The following is a 15,905-nucleotide window of genomic DNA, read 5'->3' on the forward strand; positions in this document are numbered from 1 at the left end:
GATCATGTAAGTCGCAGTTATAAAATCGTCAGGATACGATGATGATGTAGTGGTTGCGGGCAAAGCCAAAGTTGTGTACCCTCATAACTACGATCAAAATTATCTTAGTTATCATGTCTCACATCAGCACGGGCGTCGAGTACGGTTTGCACTGCCTGCTGTACCTGACCCGCCCTCACGGCGCCGCGGAAGAAGCCAGCGTGCGCGATCTGGCCGAGCTTCAGGGCCTGCCTGGCGAGTTTGTGGCGAAGCTGTTCACCAGGCTCGCCAAGGCCGGGCTGGTCGTGGCCACGGAAGGCGTCAAAGGCGGGTTCAAGCTGGCGCGGTCGGCCAATCGTATCACCGTGCTCGACGTGCTCGATGCCATCGATGGCGGCAAGTCGTTGTTCGAATGCCGCGAAATCCGCAGCCGCTGCGCAATCTTCGACCATGCGGCTCCCGGTTGGGCAACGCGAGGCGTTTGCTCGGTCCACGCGGTCATGCAGGCGGCGGAAAAAGCCATGCGCAGCGAATTGAAGCAGCACACACTGGATGACCTCGCTCGACGCGTCGCCGACAAGTCTCCCCCGGCCTACGGGGTTCAGGTCGTCAAATGGCTGTCGGATCGCACGGCTAATCGGCTTGATGACAAGCCGGCGTCTGCGCGCGCAAGAGCACGCAAGCAGGCTTGAATCAGTGTGGCAGCGTTGCCCGCCGGCGTTGCCAGCGTTAACGCTACCTGGCGCCGCTTAACACCACTTAACATCGCCTCGCTCGAAGTGTCACGCAGGGCTATCGCCTGCGCGACGACCGGTAGACTGCGGCAAAACGACGCTCCAGATGAGCCGCCGCGAGACTTATCGAGGCTTGCGGCTGGCCAGCCGAATGTCCTCGACCGGTATCCCCAAAGACAGCGTGCGATTGATCGCCGTGGGCTTCTCTACGAGGTCCTGCAGCGAATATCCGTCGAGCACGTCCAGATAGGCCTGCAGGGCTCGATGCAGAACACCACGCAGCCCGCAAACTCGCGTGATGACGCAGCGATTGCCGTCGCGGAAGCACTCCACCATGCCGAAATCCGGCTCGGTGGCGCACACCACCTCCTTCAGATTGATGTCCACGGCGGGACGGCCAAGTCGAATGCCGCCGGAGCGCCCCCGCATGGTCAGCAAATATCCCTTCTGCCCCAGGTTCTGGACGATCTTCACCAGGTGGTTCTTGGGAATGCTGAAAGCATCTGAGATCTGCTGGATCGTGACCGGTTCATCGGGATGAACGGCCACGTAGATCAAGACGCGAAGACTGTAGTCGGTATAGTCGGTGAGCTTCATGGGATCCACTCGAAGAACGCGCTTGCACTCGCGCTACAAGGGGAGACGTCTCGCCCCTAGTAGAAAGCCGGCATCTTAACATGTACCAAGAATGCGTCTTTTTTATGGGACAAGATTCCGGATGTACACACAATAAGTTGCATCTCTGATGCATGTTTTATAGAATTTTACCGGTATCAAGTAGCCAGCAGATCAGGGACGCGGTTCTTCTCTGCCTTATTTGATGCATTTTCAATATGTCTTTCTGGAGATTCGCATGCTGTCCGAGAATTCAAGGCCCTATATCGATGCAAGCGTTCCTGTGCTCAGAGAGCATGGCGTAGCGATTACCCAGCTCTTCTATCGAACCATGTTCGAGGAACATCCGTCGCTCACCAACCTGTTCAACATGGGCAACCAGGCCAATGGCTCCCAGCAGCAGTCCCTGGCATCCGCGGTATTCGCCTATGCCGCAAACTACAACAATAGCGATGCGCTCGCCCCTGTCCTCGGACGAATTGCACATAAGCACGCCTCCGTGGGCTTGACCTCCGCGCACTATCCGATCGTGGGAAAACACCTGCTCGGCGCCATCGCCACGACGCTGGGCGATGCCGCAACGCCCGAGTTGCTGGGAGCCTGGGACGAAGCCTACTGGCTGATCGCGGGAGAACTCATCGCGGCGGAAAGCCGGCTCTACGAGCGCTCCGGCGTTGCTCCCGGCCACCGCAACATCATGCGAGTGACCGGGCGCGTCATGCAGGCCGAAGACATCGTCAGCCTGACGCTCGTGCCGGAATCCGGCGAGCAGCCGGCGAGTTTTCACCCGGGGCAGTATGTGACGGTCGTGGTGGAATTGCGGCCCGGCGTCTACCAGCAGCGTCAATACAGCCTCTCGGATGCGCCCAATGGCATGGCATGGCGAATCTCGGTACGGCGCGAGAGGGGGGTGAACGCCAATCCCGTTGGCGCGGTATCGAACTGGATTCACGACAACATCCAGGCGGGCGACACGCTCGCAGTCAGCCAGCCCTTCGGCGATTTCGCCCCTGCGCTCAACGGCGAAGGCCCCATTGCCCTGCTCTCGGCCGGTGTCGGCATTACGCCGATGGTGTCGGTACTCAACGCGCTGGCGAACCAGGGAACCCATCGCAAGGTGGTATTTGCCCATGCGGCAAGAAGCCGCGCCTACCTGGCACACCTCGATGACATCGAGGCGGCCGGACGCACGCTTGCGCACCTGAAGCTTCATTTTTACGTGGAGTCCGGTGAGGCGACCGGGCTCGCGAACGCGCCGACAAGATCGGGACGCATGGAAGCAGGCGAGCTGGTTGCCGAAGATCCCGATCTCGCCAATGCGACCTTCTACCTGTGTGGACCGTTGCCTTTCATGCAGGCTCAAAGGGCTTCACTATTGGCGCAAGGCGTGCCGGCCGACAAAATCCATCGCGAAGTGTTTGGACCGGATCTTCTGGACCATCTTCTCTAATCGCGATCGAATCCAGGCCGATCGCCGCGTCAGACCGGCAGGCCTGGATATGGGTCGAATCGAGCGAGGCGACGCCAGATGCGTGTCTTTTCCGCGATCGAATCTGGCAGGTTTCGGCCCATTGACGTCCACTTCCTTGCGGGGCGCGAGCGCGTAAAGAGGCCCGCTCCACGCGTGGCCCCGCACCGCGCTCGCTTGCAATCCATAATACGACCCGATATAGTCTGCGTTATAGACTGTTGAGGCACTTCGTGCTATGGCATACATCGGAACCGGCGTCGAATACGCCTTGCACTGCCTTCTCTGGCTCGTCGCTCCTCTCGAACATCGGCCCAGCAGCCGCGATCTGGCGGAGATTCAAGGCGTTCCAACCGCGTTCGTCGCGAAGATATTCCCGAAGCTGGAAAAGGCCGGCATCGTCGAAGCAAGCGGCGGCATTCGCGGCGGATACCGCCTCGCCCGCGCGCCCGAGGAAATCAGCGTCCTTGACGTGGTGGATGCGGTCGAGGGGCGCAAAGCGCTGTTCGATTGTCAGGAAGTCAGAGGGCGCTGCGCCCTGTTTGACAACAAGCCACCCAGATGGGCAACTCAGGGCGTGTGCGGCATTCATGCGGTCATGCTCAATGCCGAGAAGGTACTGCGCGACGAACTGGCGAAAACCAGTCTCGCCCGGCTCTCAGCCGGGGTTCTCGGTAAAGGCATCCCGGCGGGTTTTGCGAGCCAGGTGCACACATGGTTTGCCGGCCGGCATGAAGCGCGCGAGGATGCGCGCATCACCGGAATGCGATCCCGCTCGACCACGCGCGAAGATACCTGACAGGTTCGATCACCCGGTGGCGTCGCGCGGCACGACTCTGCGCGAGGCCGCTATTGCCTGAATCGCGCGGCACGCGTTATTGCCGCATCCCGATTGCCAGCCGGTTGAATGCGCTCATCAATGCAATGGCAAAGCACAGGTCCGAAATCTCGACGTCGCTGAAATGCGCCTTGAGCGGCTCGTAATCCTCGTCGGGAGCGTGTGTGCGGTCCACGTGCGTCAGCGACTCGGTCCAGGCCAGCGCGGCACGCTCACGTTCGCTGAAATGCTCGCTCACCCGCCAGCCCGCGAGACTATCCAGCTTGCTATCGGGCACGCCGCCGGCGCGCAGCGCCTTGGCATGCATTTCCAGGCAATAGGCGCAGCCGTTGATCTGCGACATCCGCAACCAGACTAGCTCGATCAGCTCCTTGCCAAGACTGCTTTTATCCAGCGCGACTTTGGTGGCGCCGAGCCCACGGTAGGCTTCGGGGGAGAGGGTGTGATAAGGCAAACGTTTCGGGCTACTCATAAGAAATCTCCTACAACAAGGCAAGCTGCTAGAACGAAGTCGGGTTCGCTACGTGCGCGGTTACGTGCGCGACCTAGAGCGGCTGACGGAAGTGCATCCCCACGGCCAGAAGACCCTGACGGAAATAGAAGCGTTGTCCAAGCGAATTGGCGAGACCCGTGTCAAGCACGAAGTTCGTGCACCTCTGCTTGCACGCCTCTTCGCGCAAGGCATCGATCAGCCTGGCGCCCAAGCCGTGGCCGCGAGCGTCGGCAGCCGTCACCAGGTCGTCGACATAGAGGAAGCGCCCGTACAACAGGTTTTCCTGAAGGCGATAGCCCGCCAGGGCCTTGACCTGATCGCCCTGCCATACGGCCAGCAAGCGATATCCCTGCCCGGCCTGACGACGCGCTTGCGCGGTGAAGGTGGCGGCGTCGGTCAGATGCGGGCGTAATTCGCGCATGACCGCAAAGCTGGCCTGATAGTCCTGATCGCTATCGATAGGACTCAATCGAAAGGTGCTCATGTGTATTCGTGTCCGTTGTTATACGGACACTAATTTAGGACAATCATGGCCTATTCGACAGGTCCAAAAACTGAATTAATTAATGGGGCATTTGTCATGGATTTGCAGCACCTGAAGCCGAGCCGGGAGCAAGACGCGCCGATCTATCTGCAGTTGTACCGGCGCTACCGGGAAGCGATCGCTGCCGGCAAGCTGCAACCAGGGGATCGCGTGCCGTCGGTGCGCAGCCTCGCGAGCGAACTGAACCTCGCACGCGGCACGGTGGAAATGGCCTACCAGATGCTGTCGAGCGAAGGATATTTCGTCGCGCGAGGCGCTGCGGGAACCGTTGTCTCTCCCCGGCTGGCGAACCTGGCCGAGCCGGGCAAGGCGAGAGCCGCGGTCCATTCCGCTCACGAATCCCACCGCCCGCAGGCCGCCGCGAGCGAGGTGCGGCCCTTCCAGCTCGGCCTGCCCGCGCTGGACGAGTTTCCGCGCAAGGCGTGGGCGCGCCTTGCCGGACGCAACCTGCGCAGCCTGGAAACCGTAGCCATGACCTACCCCGATCCCGCGGGATACGCCCCTCTACGGCATGCCATCGCGACCTATCTCGGCATCTCGCGCGGCATCGCGTGCTCGCACGAGCAGGTCTTCGTGACGGCGGGCTACCGGGGAGCACTCGAACTCGTGCGCCATACGTTGCTACAGCAGGGCGACCTCGGCTGGTATGAAGAGCCGGGGTACATTTTCGCCCGGCAGCATCTGGAACGCGCCGGGATGCGCCTCGCGCCGATCGCCGTCGACGATGAAGGCCTCGACGTGGCGCTCGGCCAGCGAAGCGCCGCCGAAGCGCGCTTCGCGGTCGTCACGCCCACGCATCAAAGCCCCACGGGGGTGGCCTTGTCATTGCCGCGACGACTCGAACTGCTGGAGTGGGCGAGGCATCGCCGCGCATGGATCATCGAGGACGACTACGACAGCGAGTTCCGCTACCACGGTCGCCCCCTGCCCCCGCTCAAGAGCCTCGATCGCAATGGACGCGTGCTCTACACCGGCACGTTCAGCAAGGTACTGTTCCCCGGCCTGCGGCTGGCCTATCTGGTCGTTCCCGAGGCGCACGTCGGCAAGTTCAGGGACAGGGCAGACCACCTTCCCGGCCCGGGTTCCATCTTGCCGCAAGCGATCGTCGCCGATTTCATGGCGCAGGGGCACTTCGCCCGGCACTTGCGCAAGATGCGCGCGCTCTATGCCGAGCGGCGAGGCTATCTGTTCGAGGCCCTGACGCGGACGATGGGAAGCGCCCTGCAGATCCAGCCCCAGGCAGGTGGCCTCCACTTGCTCGCTCACCTGCCCCCACGGCAAAACGACAAACTCGTGACAGCGGCGGCTCAGGCCGCGGGGCTCGCCGTCGACGCACTGAGTCACTGGCGGCTGCGCAAATCGCCGCAAGGCGGTCTGCTGATGGGCTTTGCCAACTTCGCAACCGCCGCAGAAGCGGCCGCGGCGGTTCGGCGTTTACGCGACGTATTGTGAGCGTGTGAGCGAGGCGGTTCGCGTTGACAGTTTCAGCCAACGCTCTAGACTTGGCCATCCGACCGGATCGGCAAGCAACGAGGATTCGAATGAACAGGGCGACAATGCCGGCAACCCGCCGCTGGAGCACCGATGCCGTATCGCCGCGCGAGCGGCTCGATTACTGGCGCGAGGCCGTCTGTGAAGGCTTTCTGGAAATGACCGTCGACGCGTCGGCAAGCTCGTTTCACGGCACGCTGGAATCGGCGCCGCTCGAAGGCATCGGCATCAACCGCGTACGGAGCAGCACGCAGCATGTGTATCGCACCGCGCGTGCGATTTCCCGCGCGCGGGAAAACTATTTCTATCTGCTTTGCAAAACTGACTTCGCGTGGTTCGCCGAGCAGGACAGCCACCGCGCGGCGTTGCAGCCAGGCGACCTGCTGCTGGTCGATTCGCGCCGCAGCTACGCGTTTCATCTGATGTCGTCGGCCGACACGCTCTCGCTGGAATTGCCGACCGCCTGGGTGGAGCGCTGGCTCCCTCGTCCTGGCGACCACGTCGCGCGGCGCATCGACGGCCATCGCGGCTGGGGTTCGGTATTGAGCCGCTTCGCCTGCGAGCTCACCCCCGAGATGGCGATGCGCCCGCCGCTGCCCGCCCGGCTGCTGGCCGACCAGTTGGGCGCACTCCTCGCTCTCGCCTGCGATAGTCACGGCCCTGCGGTGGCACCGGCCGCCGCCGAACTGCGTGCGCGCGTACTCGACGCGATTCGCGAACGTCATACCGAGCCCCGCGTGACGGCACAGGAACTGGCCGAAGGCCTCGGCATTTCCGAGCGCAGCCTGCATCGGTGTCTCGCCGGCACCGGCACGACCTTCGCCAGCGCCCTACTCGAAAACCGCCTCGCGACCGCCAAAGCACTGCTCGAACAAGCGCGCTTCGACCGGCTGACGATCGCGGAAGTCGGCTACCGCGCCGGCTTTGCCGACCCGTCCCATTTCGCGCGCGTGTGCCGCCGGCATCTCGGTGCGACTCCGCAGGCCTTGCGTCGACAGTTTCGCTGAGCGAGCTTCGACTGGCAGCGTGGGACGATCCCGTTGGCGGAACAAAACGATCCAACAGCCGCGCCGCGAATTAGACTAAGCCTCCCGAAAACCATCGAGAGGCAAACAATGGCCGATACCTATCTGCTCGTGCATGGCGCATGGCATACCGGTGCGGAGTTCGAAGCCGTGGCCGACGCGATCCGCGCGGCCGGCTGCACCGTGCACTGCCCGACCCTCGCGGGCAACCGCCCCGGCGACGACCGCGCCACGACCGGACTCGCCGACGCAATCGATTCGCTGGTCCACTTTATCGAGGATAACGAATTATTCGATATCACACTGGTCGGTCACAGCTACGCGGGCATGGTGATCTCCGGCGTGGCCGATCGCCTGACCGAGCGGCTCAGGCGCATCGTGTATGTGAACGCGTTCGTGCCGCTGGACGGCGAGTGCCTGAATGATCTGGTCCCGCCGCATCACGCGGCGCTGTTCGACGCGATGGCCGCGGCCAACGGCAATGCGCTGATGCTGCCGTTCGAGGTCTGGAGAGAAAGCTTCATCAACGATGCAGACCTCGCGCTCGCGCGCTCCAGTTACGCGCAGCTCAATCCTCAGCCGTACCGGACCTTTACCGAGGCGATCTCCCTGAGCCGCCCGCTCGCGGCGCTGCCGCTCGGCAAATCCTATCTGAACTGCCAGCAGGACACCGCGATGCCGCATAGCCTGCCGTGGCATCCGCGCCTGTCCGAGCGGCTGGGACTGTTCCGGCTCGTCGAATGTCCCGGCAGCCACGAGACGCTGTTTTCGGCGCCGCAGCGGCTCGCGCAGGCGATCATCGAAGCCGGACGGGATTGATTCACGCCACCCCGGCGGATCGCCGATCGCGCCATCCGATCCGCGTACATCCGCCGATCTCTCCCTTTTGACCGAGTGGCCCTTCAGAAAAAAAGCTTGCGCATCCAAACTACGACAAATAGAATCGTAGTTATCGGCAGCAGTGATGCCTTCCTCAACTTCGATCATCAGATCAGGAGCGATAAAACATGAAACAACGGATTCTTGTCATCGGCGCCGGCTTTGCCGGTACGTGGAGCGCACTGGCTTCGGCCCGTCTGCTCGATATGGTCGGTCGCACCGACGTGGAAATCGTCCTCGTCGCACCGGAGCCGACCCTGCACGTCCGCCCTCGCCTCTACGAGCAAAACCCCGGCGGCATGAAGGCTCCGCTGCTGGACCTCTTCAAGACCGTCGGCGTCGAGTTCGTGCAGGGCAAGGTGGACCACATCGACGTCGAAAAGAAGAAAGTGACGGTCGAGGGTATCGGTGCCGACAGCTCGCGTCAGGAATTGAGCTATGACCGCCTGGTGCTGGCGGCAGGCAGCCGTCTGTTCAGCCCGCCGATTCCCGGCCTCAAGGAACATGCGTTCAACGTCGACCAGATCGCCGACGCGACGCGGCTCGAAACCCATCTCCATGGCCTGGCAAACCGCCCCGCAAGCGCCGGGCGCAATACGGTGGTGGTCGCCGGCGCGGGTTTCACCGGCATCGAAACCGCGGCGGAAATGCCCGCCCGCCTGCGCGAGGTTCTCGGCCAGGATGCGGACGTGAACGTCATCATGGTCGAGCGCAACGATGCGATCGGTCCGGACCTCGGTCCCGGCCCGCGGCCGATCATCACGCAGGCACTGACCGAACTGGGCGTGAAATGGAAGCTCGGCTCGGGCGTGGCGTCGATCGACGCGCAAGGCGTGACGCTGGAAAGCGGCGAACGCATCGAAGCCGACACGGTCGTCTGGACCGCCGGCGCGCGCGCCAACACGCTGACGGCACAGATTCCCGCCGAGCGCGATAACTTCGGACGTCTACATGTCGACAGCAACCTGAAGGTCAAGGGCCTCGATGCCGTCTATGCGACCGGCGACTGCGCCCGCGCCGCCACCGACGATGAAGGCAACCACACGATGATGGCTTGCCAGCACGCGATCGCCCTGGGCCGCTCGGCGGGCCACAACGTCACGGCAGACCTGCTGGGCGAAGAGCCGATTCCGTACAGCCAGCCCAAGTACGTGACCTGCCTCGACCTCGGGCCGTGGGGCGCCGTCTATACGGAAGGCTGGGACCGTCAGGTCAAGCTGACCGGTGCCGAAGCGAAGAAGCTGAAGACGGAAATCAACAGCGTGTGGATCTATCCGCCGAGCGGCGCCGACCGTGCCGCGGCACTGGCAAGCGCGGACCCGCGCCTCGTCGTGGTGGCCTGATCAGGCACGCTTGCGGCTGCGGCCGCTAACCGGTTCGGCCCTGTCGCCGCGCCGGTTGGCAGCCCGATCCGAGAGCCATTGCACCACCTGCGTACCGAAGGCGGCCGGCGCCTTGCTTTCGGTACGCTGAGCGAGATCGGCCAGTGTGTGGCGCTTGAGTTCCGAGCGCATCACTTTTTCCGCCGCCTGCATGACCGCGTGGATCGAACAGACGCCGCGCGTCGCCCAGCCCGGCGCTTCGTCGCCGAATATTGCGCAGCGCGCGCGGATTTCGCGGCAATCGAACAGGGCTTTCTCGCCGTCGATCGCGACGACCACGTCATGAACGGTGATGCGAGCAGCGGGCCGGGCCAGCCTGAAGCCTCCCTTGATGCCCTCCGTGGCGACCACGATTTCGGCCTTCGCGAGTTTCGTGAAGAGCTTCGCCAGAAAGTCGGCGGGAACACCCTGCAACTCGGCGAGATCGCGCACGCTCGCCCCGCCGGTGGACACATCGGAGTCGGCCAGATACAGCAGGCAATGCAAGCCGTATTCGACTCCGGAACTGATGTGGGACATAAACAACCAGGATTTATTGGATCGTAGTTCAAAGCCTATACGAGTCCTCATCCTGACGCAAGTTACGCCCACGGGTCCGCGGAGTCCGCGGGGTCCGTGCAACACAGGAAGTCGCCCGGATGCCCCGCTCCGTGGATGGACGATCTCCGCTTCAGAAGCTCGTCCTGATACCCGCCATCACGCCAAGCTGGCTGGTTCCCGCAGGCGGAGTGGTTCCGCCGCCGCCCAGGCTCACCGTATAGCTCGCCTTGGCGCTATTGCTCAGATAACCGCTCTGGAGATAGACGGAGGTTCGTTTCGAAAGAAAATAGGTTCCCCTAACGATTGCCATCGTGGCTCGGGTATCCTGCTGCGCATTGACGATCCTGACAATCTGCCCGTCGATCAGACAGGCAGGGGTGACCTGATAGGAGGCGTTGGCAAAGAACATGTCATAGCGTCCCTCGGGCGCGGGCCCTTCCGTCGTCACGTACCGGCCGATCCATCCGCCGCCGAACTTCAACGAACCCCAGATGCCATAGCCGTTGATCGTGGTGTGGACGTCCTTGTCCATATTGCCGGTCAACGGTGTGGGCGGCATGCCGTCGAAGAAGCTGACGGCGGCGCCCGGTCCGCCATGCTGTACGTCGTATGCCGCGGCAACGCCGTAGCTCGCACTGTCGTATTTGAGCATCGCGGTCCATTGACTGCACTGGGACATATGGCCGGCCGCCGAACCCACACACGTACCCTGGCCCGGCGTGTTTCCCGTGCCGGCGGAATCGCGGCCGAATGAGTAGGTCGCCCCGACGGTCACACCGTGAAAGGTGCCTTTATAGGCAACGGCATTGTCGCTACGTGCAACGGCAAGATACGGATCGACGGAACTGATGCTATAGATGTTCGGGCCGAGGACATTCGCATCCGCCAATGCCCATGTCGTCATGTTGTATTGGCGGCCAAACGATAGCAATCCGTAGGGCGTATCGAGGCCGACAAAGGCCTGGCGGCCGAACAGCCGGCCGCCTTGTCCCAGGCTGCCGTTGTTCGAATTGAAGCCGCTCTCCAGCGTGAAGACCGTACTGATCCCTCCGCCCAGGCTCTCGCTTCCGCGAATTCCCCATCTGGACGGCACTTCGCCCGTCAGACTCGGCATGCGGACCAGCCCGCTATTGCCCGACGCATGCGAAACGTATTCGATGCCTGTATCGATGATTCCGTAAAGGCTCACAGAGTCGGCTGCATGCGCATAACCGGACAATAGCAGAGCCATTCCGAGCGTATTTCGGAAAATATAAAGTCGCATTTCTGTCTCCAAACCAGGGGTCTCGTTTTTTTCTTTGTCGGTGACGGAAGTCAGGGAATCTCTCGCGGACCCGCTGCTTCCGTCATCTTTGCCATCTCAGACTGAGATTTTCTGCTTATCCTTCCGCGCTCGACTCCACTCCCTTTTGCTGGCTAATAGGCGGGGGCGCCTGGACTGTCGGGGCCGCCGCGTCGAATAAGGCCGCGCGATCCCTCGTGAGCGGGGGATAAATGCGTTGGCGATTGATCGTCTCCTTGACTTTCTTCGCCCGCGCTCCTTGCGCCGCCAACTTGCGGTCCCAGCCTTCGGTATAGACAGCCCCCCAGGGACCGAGGTCGAGAATGGTCGTATACCAGTCGATGTCGAGCGACAACATCGGCAGACCCAACAGATCGCAGACGACGTTGTGCCCGGCAAATCGCCCCATCGGACGACCGTGCTGGCAAGACATGACCGACGCGTGCTCGCCGTCGAAAAGCGCGCGCGCCACGTCGCCTGCCGCAAATACGTCGCGAACGCCTTCGACCTGCATGTATGCGTTCACGGGAACGCGGCCGAGTGCGTCGTGCTCGACAGGAAGACATTTCGTCAAGGCATTGGCCCGCATCCCGCCGCACCACACGATCGTCGATGCGTCGATTCGCTTTCCGTCGGCCAGTGTCAGCCCTTTGCGGTCCACCGCCTGAAGCTCCATGCCCGGCATCAACTCGACGCCCAGTTCGGTGAGCGCATGCTCGATGACGGGTTGCGCACCGCCCATAGCCGTTGCGATCTCCGGCGTGCGATCCGCGAGAATCACGCGAATGTCCGAACCGTCGCTCCGGGAATCTCCACGAGATGCAGCGAGGCTGCGCAGTCTGCTCGGCAATTCGGCCGCGATTTCGATTCCAGTCAGGCCGGCGCCGATGACGACGGCGGTCAGACTCCCTGCCTCGGTGGACGTCACGACGTTTTCAAGGTGCTGTTCCAGTCGCTTCGCACCCGCGTAGGTATCGACGTCGAACGCATGTTCGGCGAGGCCGGCAACCGGCGCGTAGGCGAGCTGGCTTCCCGAGGCCAGTACGAGCCTGTCGTAGGAGATCGATCTGGCATCGCCGTCGACCTTCACGGTGACACGCTTCGCCGAGGAATCGATGTCCGTCGCTTCCCCTTTGAGCCATAAGACGCCCGCCGGATCGAGCACATCGTCCAGAGGGACCAGCGTCTCCTCGAGATTCTCTTCGTAGTTCCGAACCCGAATGCTGTGATTGGCCGTCGGATTCACCAGCACCACTTCGACTTCCGAGTTCATGTTCTGTTCGTCGATCTTGCGTGCGGCCCCGAGGGCGCTCCACAATCCGGCAAACCCACCACCAATTATCAATATTCTCTTCATGACGATTTTCCGAATAAACAATATTGAAGTTAAACCGATTAATTGATGTCGTTATTTTTTGTTTCGGTCATAAACAGCGCGCCAACGACGAACGCCAACGCGGCGACACCAATCGGATACCAGAGTCCGGCGTAAATGTTGCCGACTGAAAGATTGAGTGCCGAAACGACGAACGGCAGCATGCCTCCAAACCAGCCGGCTCCTATGTGATAGGGCAGCGAAAGCGACGTATACCGAACGTTCGCGGGAAACAGTTCGACCATGAAGGCAACAATCGGACCGTAAATCATGGTCAACAGTATGATGAGATACCAGAGCAGCAGAAATACCATCGGCTTATTGACCTGGGTCTCGTCGGCATGTTCCCGCCAACCCGCACTTTCGAGCGCGGCTTTCAGCTTTGCGGCGTCGAACCCTTCAATCCGCTGCGAGCCGATCGTCGTGACCATCCCGGTGCCGTCCGCGGGCTGCGTTCTGTACGAGACACCGGCAAGGCTCAGGTAGTCGCGAGTCTTATCGCACGCAGTAACCGCTGGGGAGAACAGGCGGAATGTGCAGTCGTTAGCCGATACGTCAATGGCGGTGTCCGCCAGAAACTTCTCCAGCTGCGGATTGGCATAGTGCGTGAGCGCCTTGAATGCCGGCTGAATCGTGAGCGCGGCGGCAAGACAGGCCAGTACCATGATCCACTTTCGACCGAAATGATCCGACAACCACCCCGACACAAAATAGAACGGAGCCGCTGCGATCAATGACGTGACCATCAGGACGTTGGTCGTCTCGGGATCGACCCTCAGGACGGTACTCACGAAGTAGAACGAATAGAAGTGCCCGGTGCCGTAAAGCACGCCGACTCCCGCTGCCGCGCTAAACAACAGAACGAGTACTTTCTTCAGGTTCTGCCGGTCGAGAAAACTGGCGGCAATCGGGTTGCGAGCGAGCTTTCCCTGAGCCTTGCATTGCTCGAAGACCGGCGATTCGTTCAGCCCCGCACGCAACTTGATGGCCGTGTAGAGAAGCATCAGCGACACGAGAAACGGAATTCGCCATCCCCACTTATCGAACATCGCGGTGCTCATCCAGGCACGCGACATCGTCACGACGATGATCGACAGCACCAGACCGCCCGTCGCCGTCATTTGCAGGCAACTGCTGACCAGCCCCCGGCGGCGCTTATCCGCATGCTCGGTCAGGTACGTGGCGGCACCGCCCACCTCGCCGCCGAGTGCCAGTCCCTGCAAGAGGCGCAATACGACCAGCAGAACAGGCGCGAGAACGCCGATCTGCGAATACGTCGGCAGTAAGCCGATGCCCATCGTTGCACCGCCAATGAGTACGATGGTCATGCCAAATGTTCGCTTTCTCCCGATCCGGTCGCCGATATAGCCGAAAATGATCGCGCCGATCGGTCTGAGTACAAACGCTGCGCCGAAAACCGCCAGACTCGACAACATCGCCGCCGTCGGATTACCGGGTGGAAAAAACAGATGGGCGAACGTACCGGCGAGCGCCGCGTAGATGTACAGGTCGTACCACTCCAGGAGCGCGCCGAACGATGAGGCAATAACGATTCTCGATCCCCGTACGATCCGATGCCGTCTTGGCAAATGCTGTCCATCCCTGCTGCCGACTGCTGTATTGTCCACTTCCATGTCTCCTACCTTTCTTTAAATATGGCGAATATAGAAGGCGGCTATAGTCTTCGATCGATGCAACATCACGATCAGCCCCTTTTATTCGGGCACCGCTCTATCGCCAAGCCGAATGCGCTTGTCCGATTCCAGCACGGTAGACCCGGTCACCGGGCAGGTCTATAAATCGAAATCAATATGCATTATTATGATTTTCTATAAACCCGCCCCCAAGAGGCTGACGCCGTTTTCGGGAGTTGAAAGATGTGACCGGGCTTGCCGGCCATACACCGGGTAGCGCGACAAATCATCGGATTGATGAGCCGCATAACTGCCAGTGCCTTCCCGGCGCGATCCTCGTTTACCCGCTTATCGACGGCCAATCGATGGGGATGCATGATGCGGAATCGCATCGAGCGCGCATCGGGGCTGCAAGCGGAGCATCGTACCCGTCGGCAGACGCAGCCTCCGCCGCGTCCTCCACGCCCCCGATATTGCATACCTCAGGAGCGAATGGGCGTGAGCGCGCCTCTAACGCTACCGCGCGAGTACACGATTGAAGGATGTTGGCAATGAATGACATTGACCTGAAGCTGCTGCAAATCTTCGACGAAATCTATACCGGCGGGAGCGTATCTCGCGCAGCCGAAAAGCTTGCCCTGAGTCAACCCACGTTGAGCGTCGGTCTCTCCAAGCTAAGACGCCGTTTCAATGATCCGCTCTTCGTTCGGGGAGCGGGGGGGATGCGCCCGACACCTCATGCGGAAGCGCTCATCGAGCCAATCCGCGAAGTTCTTCGACTCTTGCAATACACGCTCTCGCTTCAAGCCGTATTCGATCCGATGTCATCGGCGCGCGTTTTCCGGATCGCGATGACAGACATTAGCCAGGTGGTATTGCTACCGCAAATTCTGGCTCAAGTCCGCGTGACGGCACCGAACGTACGCATCGAGACGTCGCATATTTCGGCGGACACGCCGACGCAACTCGAAACCGGCGAAATCGACCTGACGATCGGCTACATGCCGCATATCGAGGCTGGCTTCTATCAACAAAAGTTATTCGACGATCACGTCGTCTGTCTATTGCGAACCGGTCATCCACGGATCGGCCCGCGTCTGACGCTCAAGAGCTACCTGAGCGAAGCGCACCTGGAAGTACAGGTGACCGGCAGCGGATTCGTGGCGGTAACGAAAATGCTCGAGACGGAAGCACCTCAGCGACGGGTGCATCTGCGCATTCCGAGTTATCTGGGGATTGGAGAGATATTGGCCGGCAGCGATCTGCTCGCCACCGTTCCGCACCTGCTCGCCGACGTATTGCAAAGGCGCAACGCGCTACGGGCGCTACCGGTTCCCATCGGTTTGCCCTGCTTCACCATTCGGCAGTACTGGCATGCGCGGTTTCATCACAATCCGGCATGCCGCTGGATCAGGCAAACCGTTGGCGATTTATTTAACGGCCTGGGTTCTTCCGTCACGCCGGAGCATCCTGTGGGAGAAGAGCAATCCTGAGTCTTCAGATCAAGCGCGTGAAGCCCCCTTCCCTTGCCTACGCCCGGCGCGATCCGTTTCAGGTAACCGCCGCTCTGACCGATCGGTCAGCCGTTTGACGCATCGCGGCGATACACGCCACGACACGCGCCGC

General features: G+C 61.5%; 15 protein-coding genes. 8 read left to right on the top strand and 7 right to left on the bottom strand.

Going from position 1 to position 15,905, the window contains the following annotated elements; translation table 11 throughout:
* Positions 1-113 precede the first annotated feature (113 nt).
* Positions 114-671 (top strand): Rrf2 family transcriptional regulator, encoded by a 558-nt coding sequence (locus F3J19_RS23725; protein WP_167046930.1) that lies wholly within the window; start codon positions 114-116, stop codon positions 669-671.
* Between the two features lie 165 nt (positions 672-836).
* Here the strand turns inward: F3J19_RS23725 and F3J19_RS23730 are convergent, their stop codons facing one another.
* Entirely contained in the window at positions 837-1,310 is a 474-nt protein-coding gene (locus F3J19_RS23730) for an Rrf2 family transcriptional regulator (RefSeq protein ID WP_167046933.1), read from the bottom strand.
* Positions 1,311-1,566: 256 nt separating this feature from the next.
* On the opposite strand from F3J19_RS23730, the gene F3J19_RS23735 reads away from it, so the two are divergent.
* Both F3J19_RS23735 and F3J19_RS23740 read left to right on the top strand, forming a co-directional pair.
* Positions 1,567-2,778 carry a globin domain-containing protein gene (locus F3J19_RS23735; RefSeq protein WP_167046936.1) on the top strand — a complete coding sequence of 404 codons (1,212 nt, stop codon included), beginning with the start codon at positions 1,567-1,569 and terminating at the stop codon, positions 2,776-2,778.
* A gap of 256 nt (positions 2,779-3,034) precedes the next feature.
* Positions 3,035-3,595 (top strand): Rrf2 family transcriptional regulator, encoded by a 561-nt coding sequence (locus F3J19_RS23740; RefSeq protein ID WP_167046939.1) that lies wholly within the window; start codon positions 3,035-3,037, stop codon positions 3,593-3,595.
* A 76-nt stretch (positions 3,596-3,671) separates the two neighbouring features.
* On the opposite strand, the gene F3J19_RS23745 is transcribed toward F3J19_RS23740, so the two are convergent.
* Both F3J19_RS23745 and F3J19_RS23750 read right to left on the bottom strand, forming a co-directional pair.
* Positions 3,672-4,106: a carboxymuconolactone decarboxylase family protein gene (locus F3J19_RS23745; protein ID WP_167046942.1), complete on the bottom strand. Its 435-nt coding sequence runs from the start codon at positions 4,104-4,106 to the stop codon at positions 3,672-3,674.
* Between the two features lie 73 nt (positions 4,107-4,179).
* On the bottom strand, positions 4,180-4,611 hold the full coding sequence (locus tag F3J19_RS23750; RefSeq protein WP_167046945.1) for a GNAT family N-acetyltransferase: 432 nt from the start codon (positions 4,609-4,611) through the stop codon (positions 4,180-4,182).
* 96 nt (positions 4,612-4,707) lie between these two features.
* Here F3J19_RS23750 and F3J19_RS23755 point away from each other — a divergent pair, with 96 nt between their 5' ends.
* The 4 genes from F3J19_RS23755 to F3J19_RS23770 all read left to right on the top strand — a co-directional run bounded on the left by F3J19_RS23755 (position 4,708) and on the right by F3J19_RS23770 (position 9,409).
* Positions 4,708-6,123 carry a PLP-dependent aminotransferase family protein gene (locus F3J19_RS23755; protein WP_167047207.1) on the top strand — a complete coding sequence of 472 codons (1,416 nt, stop codon included), beginning with the start codon at positions 4,708-4,710 and terminating at the stop codon, positions 6,121-6,123.
* Between the two features lie 89 nt (positions 6,124-6,212).
* Positions 6,213-7,169 carry a helix-turn-helix domain-containing protein gene (locus F3J19_RS23760; RefSeq protein WP_167046948.1) on the top strand — a complete coding sequence of 319 codons (957 nt, stop codon included), beginning with the start codon at positions 6,213-6,215 and terminating at the stop codon, positions 7,167-7,169.
* A gap of 108 nt (positions 7,170-7,277) precedes the next feature.
* On the top strand, positions 7,278-8,006 hold the full coding sequence (locus F3J19_RS23765; RefSeq protein WP_167046951.1) for an alpha/beta hydrolase: 729 nt from the start codon (positions 7,278-7,280) through the stop codon (positions 8,004-8,006).
* A 188-nt stretch (positions 8,007-8,194) separates the two neighbouring features.
* Positions 8,195-9,409: an NAD(P)/FAD-dependent oxidoreductase gene (locus F3J19_RS23770; protein ID WP_167046954.1), complete on the top strand. Its 1,215-nt coding sequence runs from the start codon at positions 8,195-8,197 to the stop codon at positions 9,407-9,409.
* Here F3J19_RS23770 and F3J19_RS23775 read toward each other — a convergent pair whose 3' ends face one another.
* The 4 genes from F3J19_RS23775 to F3J19_RS23790 all read right to left on the bottom strand — a co-directional run bounded on the left by F3J19_RS23775 (position 9,410) and on the right by F3J19_RS23790 (position 14,279).
* Positions 9,410-9,967, bottom strand: a complete 558-nt coding sequence (locus F3J19_RS23775) for an Rrf2 family transcriptional regulator (RefSeq protein WP_167046957.1) — start codon at positions 9,965-9,967, stop codon at positions 9,410-9,412. It abuts the gene before it with no gap.
* A gap of 151 nt (positions 9,968-10,118) precedes the next feature.
* Positions 10,119-11,219, bottom strand: a complete 1,101-nt coding sequence (locus F3J19_RS23780) for a porin (protein ID WP_167047209.1) — start codon at positions 11,217-11,219, stop codon at positions 10,119-10,121.
* Between the two features lie 148 nt (positions 11,220-11,367).
* On the bottom strand, positions 11,368-12,627 hold the full coding sequence (locus tag F3J19_RS23785) for an FAD-dependent oxidoreductase (RefSeq protein ID WP_167046960.1): 1,260 nt from the start codon (positions 12,625-12,627) through the stop codon (positions 11,368-11,370).
* Between the two features lie 38 nt (positions 12,628-12,665).
* Positions 12,666-14,279, bottom strand: a complete 1,614-nt coding sequence (locus F3J19_RS23790) for an MFS transporter (protein WP_167046963.1) — start codon at positions 14,277-14,279, stop codon at positions 12,666-12,668.
* A 551-nt stretch (positions 14,280-14,830) separates the two neighbouring features.
* On the opposite strand from F3J19_RS23790, the gene F3J19_RS23795 reads away from it, so the two are divergent.
* Complete coding sequence (locus tag F3J19_RS23795) at positions 14,831-15,772, top strand: LysR family transcriptional regulator (protein WP_167046966.1); 942 nt, start codon at positions 14,831-14,833, stop codon at positions 15,770-15,772.
* Positions 15,773-15,905: the final 133 nt, after the last annotated feature.

Source organism: Burkholderia sp. Ax-1724, assembly GCF_011752995.1.
Classification (GTDB): Bacteria; Pseudomonadota; Gammaproteobacteria; order Burkholderiales; family Burkholderiaceae; genus Paraburkholderia.

Coding starts and splice junctions, on each gene's coding strand:
- F3J19_RS23765 (WP_167046951.1), top strand. CDS start 7,278: ATGGCCGATACCTATCTGCTCGTGCATGGCGCATGGCATACCGGTGCG.
- F3J19_RS23795 (WP_167046966.1), top strand. CDS start 14,831: ATGAATGACATTGACCTGAAGCTGCTGCAAATCTTCGACGAAATCTAT.
- F3J19_RS23780 (WP_167047209.1), bottom strand. CDS start 11,219: ATGGCTCTGCTATTGTCCGGTTATGCGCATGCAGCCGACTCTGTGAGC.
- F3J19_RS23735 (WP_167046936.1), top strand. CDS start 1,567: ATGCTGTCCGAGAATTCAAGGCCCTATATCGATGCAAGCGTTCCTGTG.
- F3J19_RS23755 (WP_167047207.1), top strand. CDS start 4,708: ATGGATTTGCAGCACCTGAAGCCGAGCCGGGAGCAAGACGCGCCGATC.
- F3J19_RS23750 (WP_167046945.1), bottom strand. CDS start 4,611: ATGAGCACCTTTCGATTGAGTCCTATCGATAGCGATCAGGACTATCAG.
- F3J19_RS23775 (WP_167046957.1), bottom strand. CDS start 9,967: ATGTCCCACATCAGTTCCGGAGTCGAATACGGCTTGCATTGCCTGCTG.
- F3J19_RS23740 (WP_167046939.1), top strand. CDS start 3,035: ATGGCATACATCGGAACCGGCGTCGAATACGCCTTGCACTGCCTTCTC.
- F3J19_RS23745 (WP_167046942.1), bottom strand. CDS start 4,106: ATGAGTAGCCCGAAACGTTTGCCTTATCACACCCTCTCCCCCGAAGCC.
- F3J19_RS23770 (WP_167046954.1), top strand. CDS start 8,195: ATGAAACAACGGATTCTTGTCATCGGCGCCGGCTTTGCCGGTACGTGG.
- F3J19_RS23760 (WP_167046948.1), top strand. CDS start 6,213: ATGAACAGGGCGACAATGCCGGCAACCCGCCGCTGGAGCACCGATGCC.
- F3J19_RS23725 (WP_167046930.1), top strand. CDS start 114: ATGTCTCACATCAGCACGGGCGTCGAGTACGGTTTGCACTGCCTGCTG.
- F3J19_RS23730 (WP_167046933.1), bottom strand. CDS start 1,310: ATGAAGCTCACCGACTATACCGACTACAGTCTTCGCGTCTTGATCTAC.
- F3J19_RS23790 (WP_167046963.1), bottom strand. CDS start 14,279: ATGGAAGTGGACAATACAGCAGTCGGCAGCAGGGATGGACAGCATTTG.
- F3J19_RS23785 (WP_167046960.1), bottom strand. CDS start 12,627: ATGAAGAGAATATTGATAATTGGTGGTGGGTTTGCCGGATTGTGGAGC.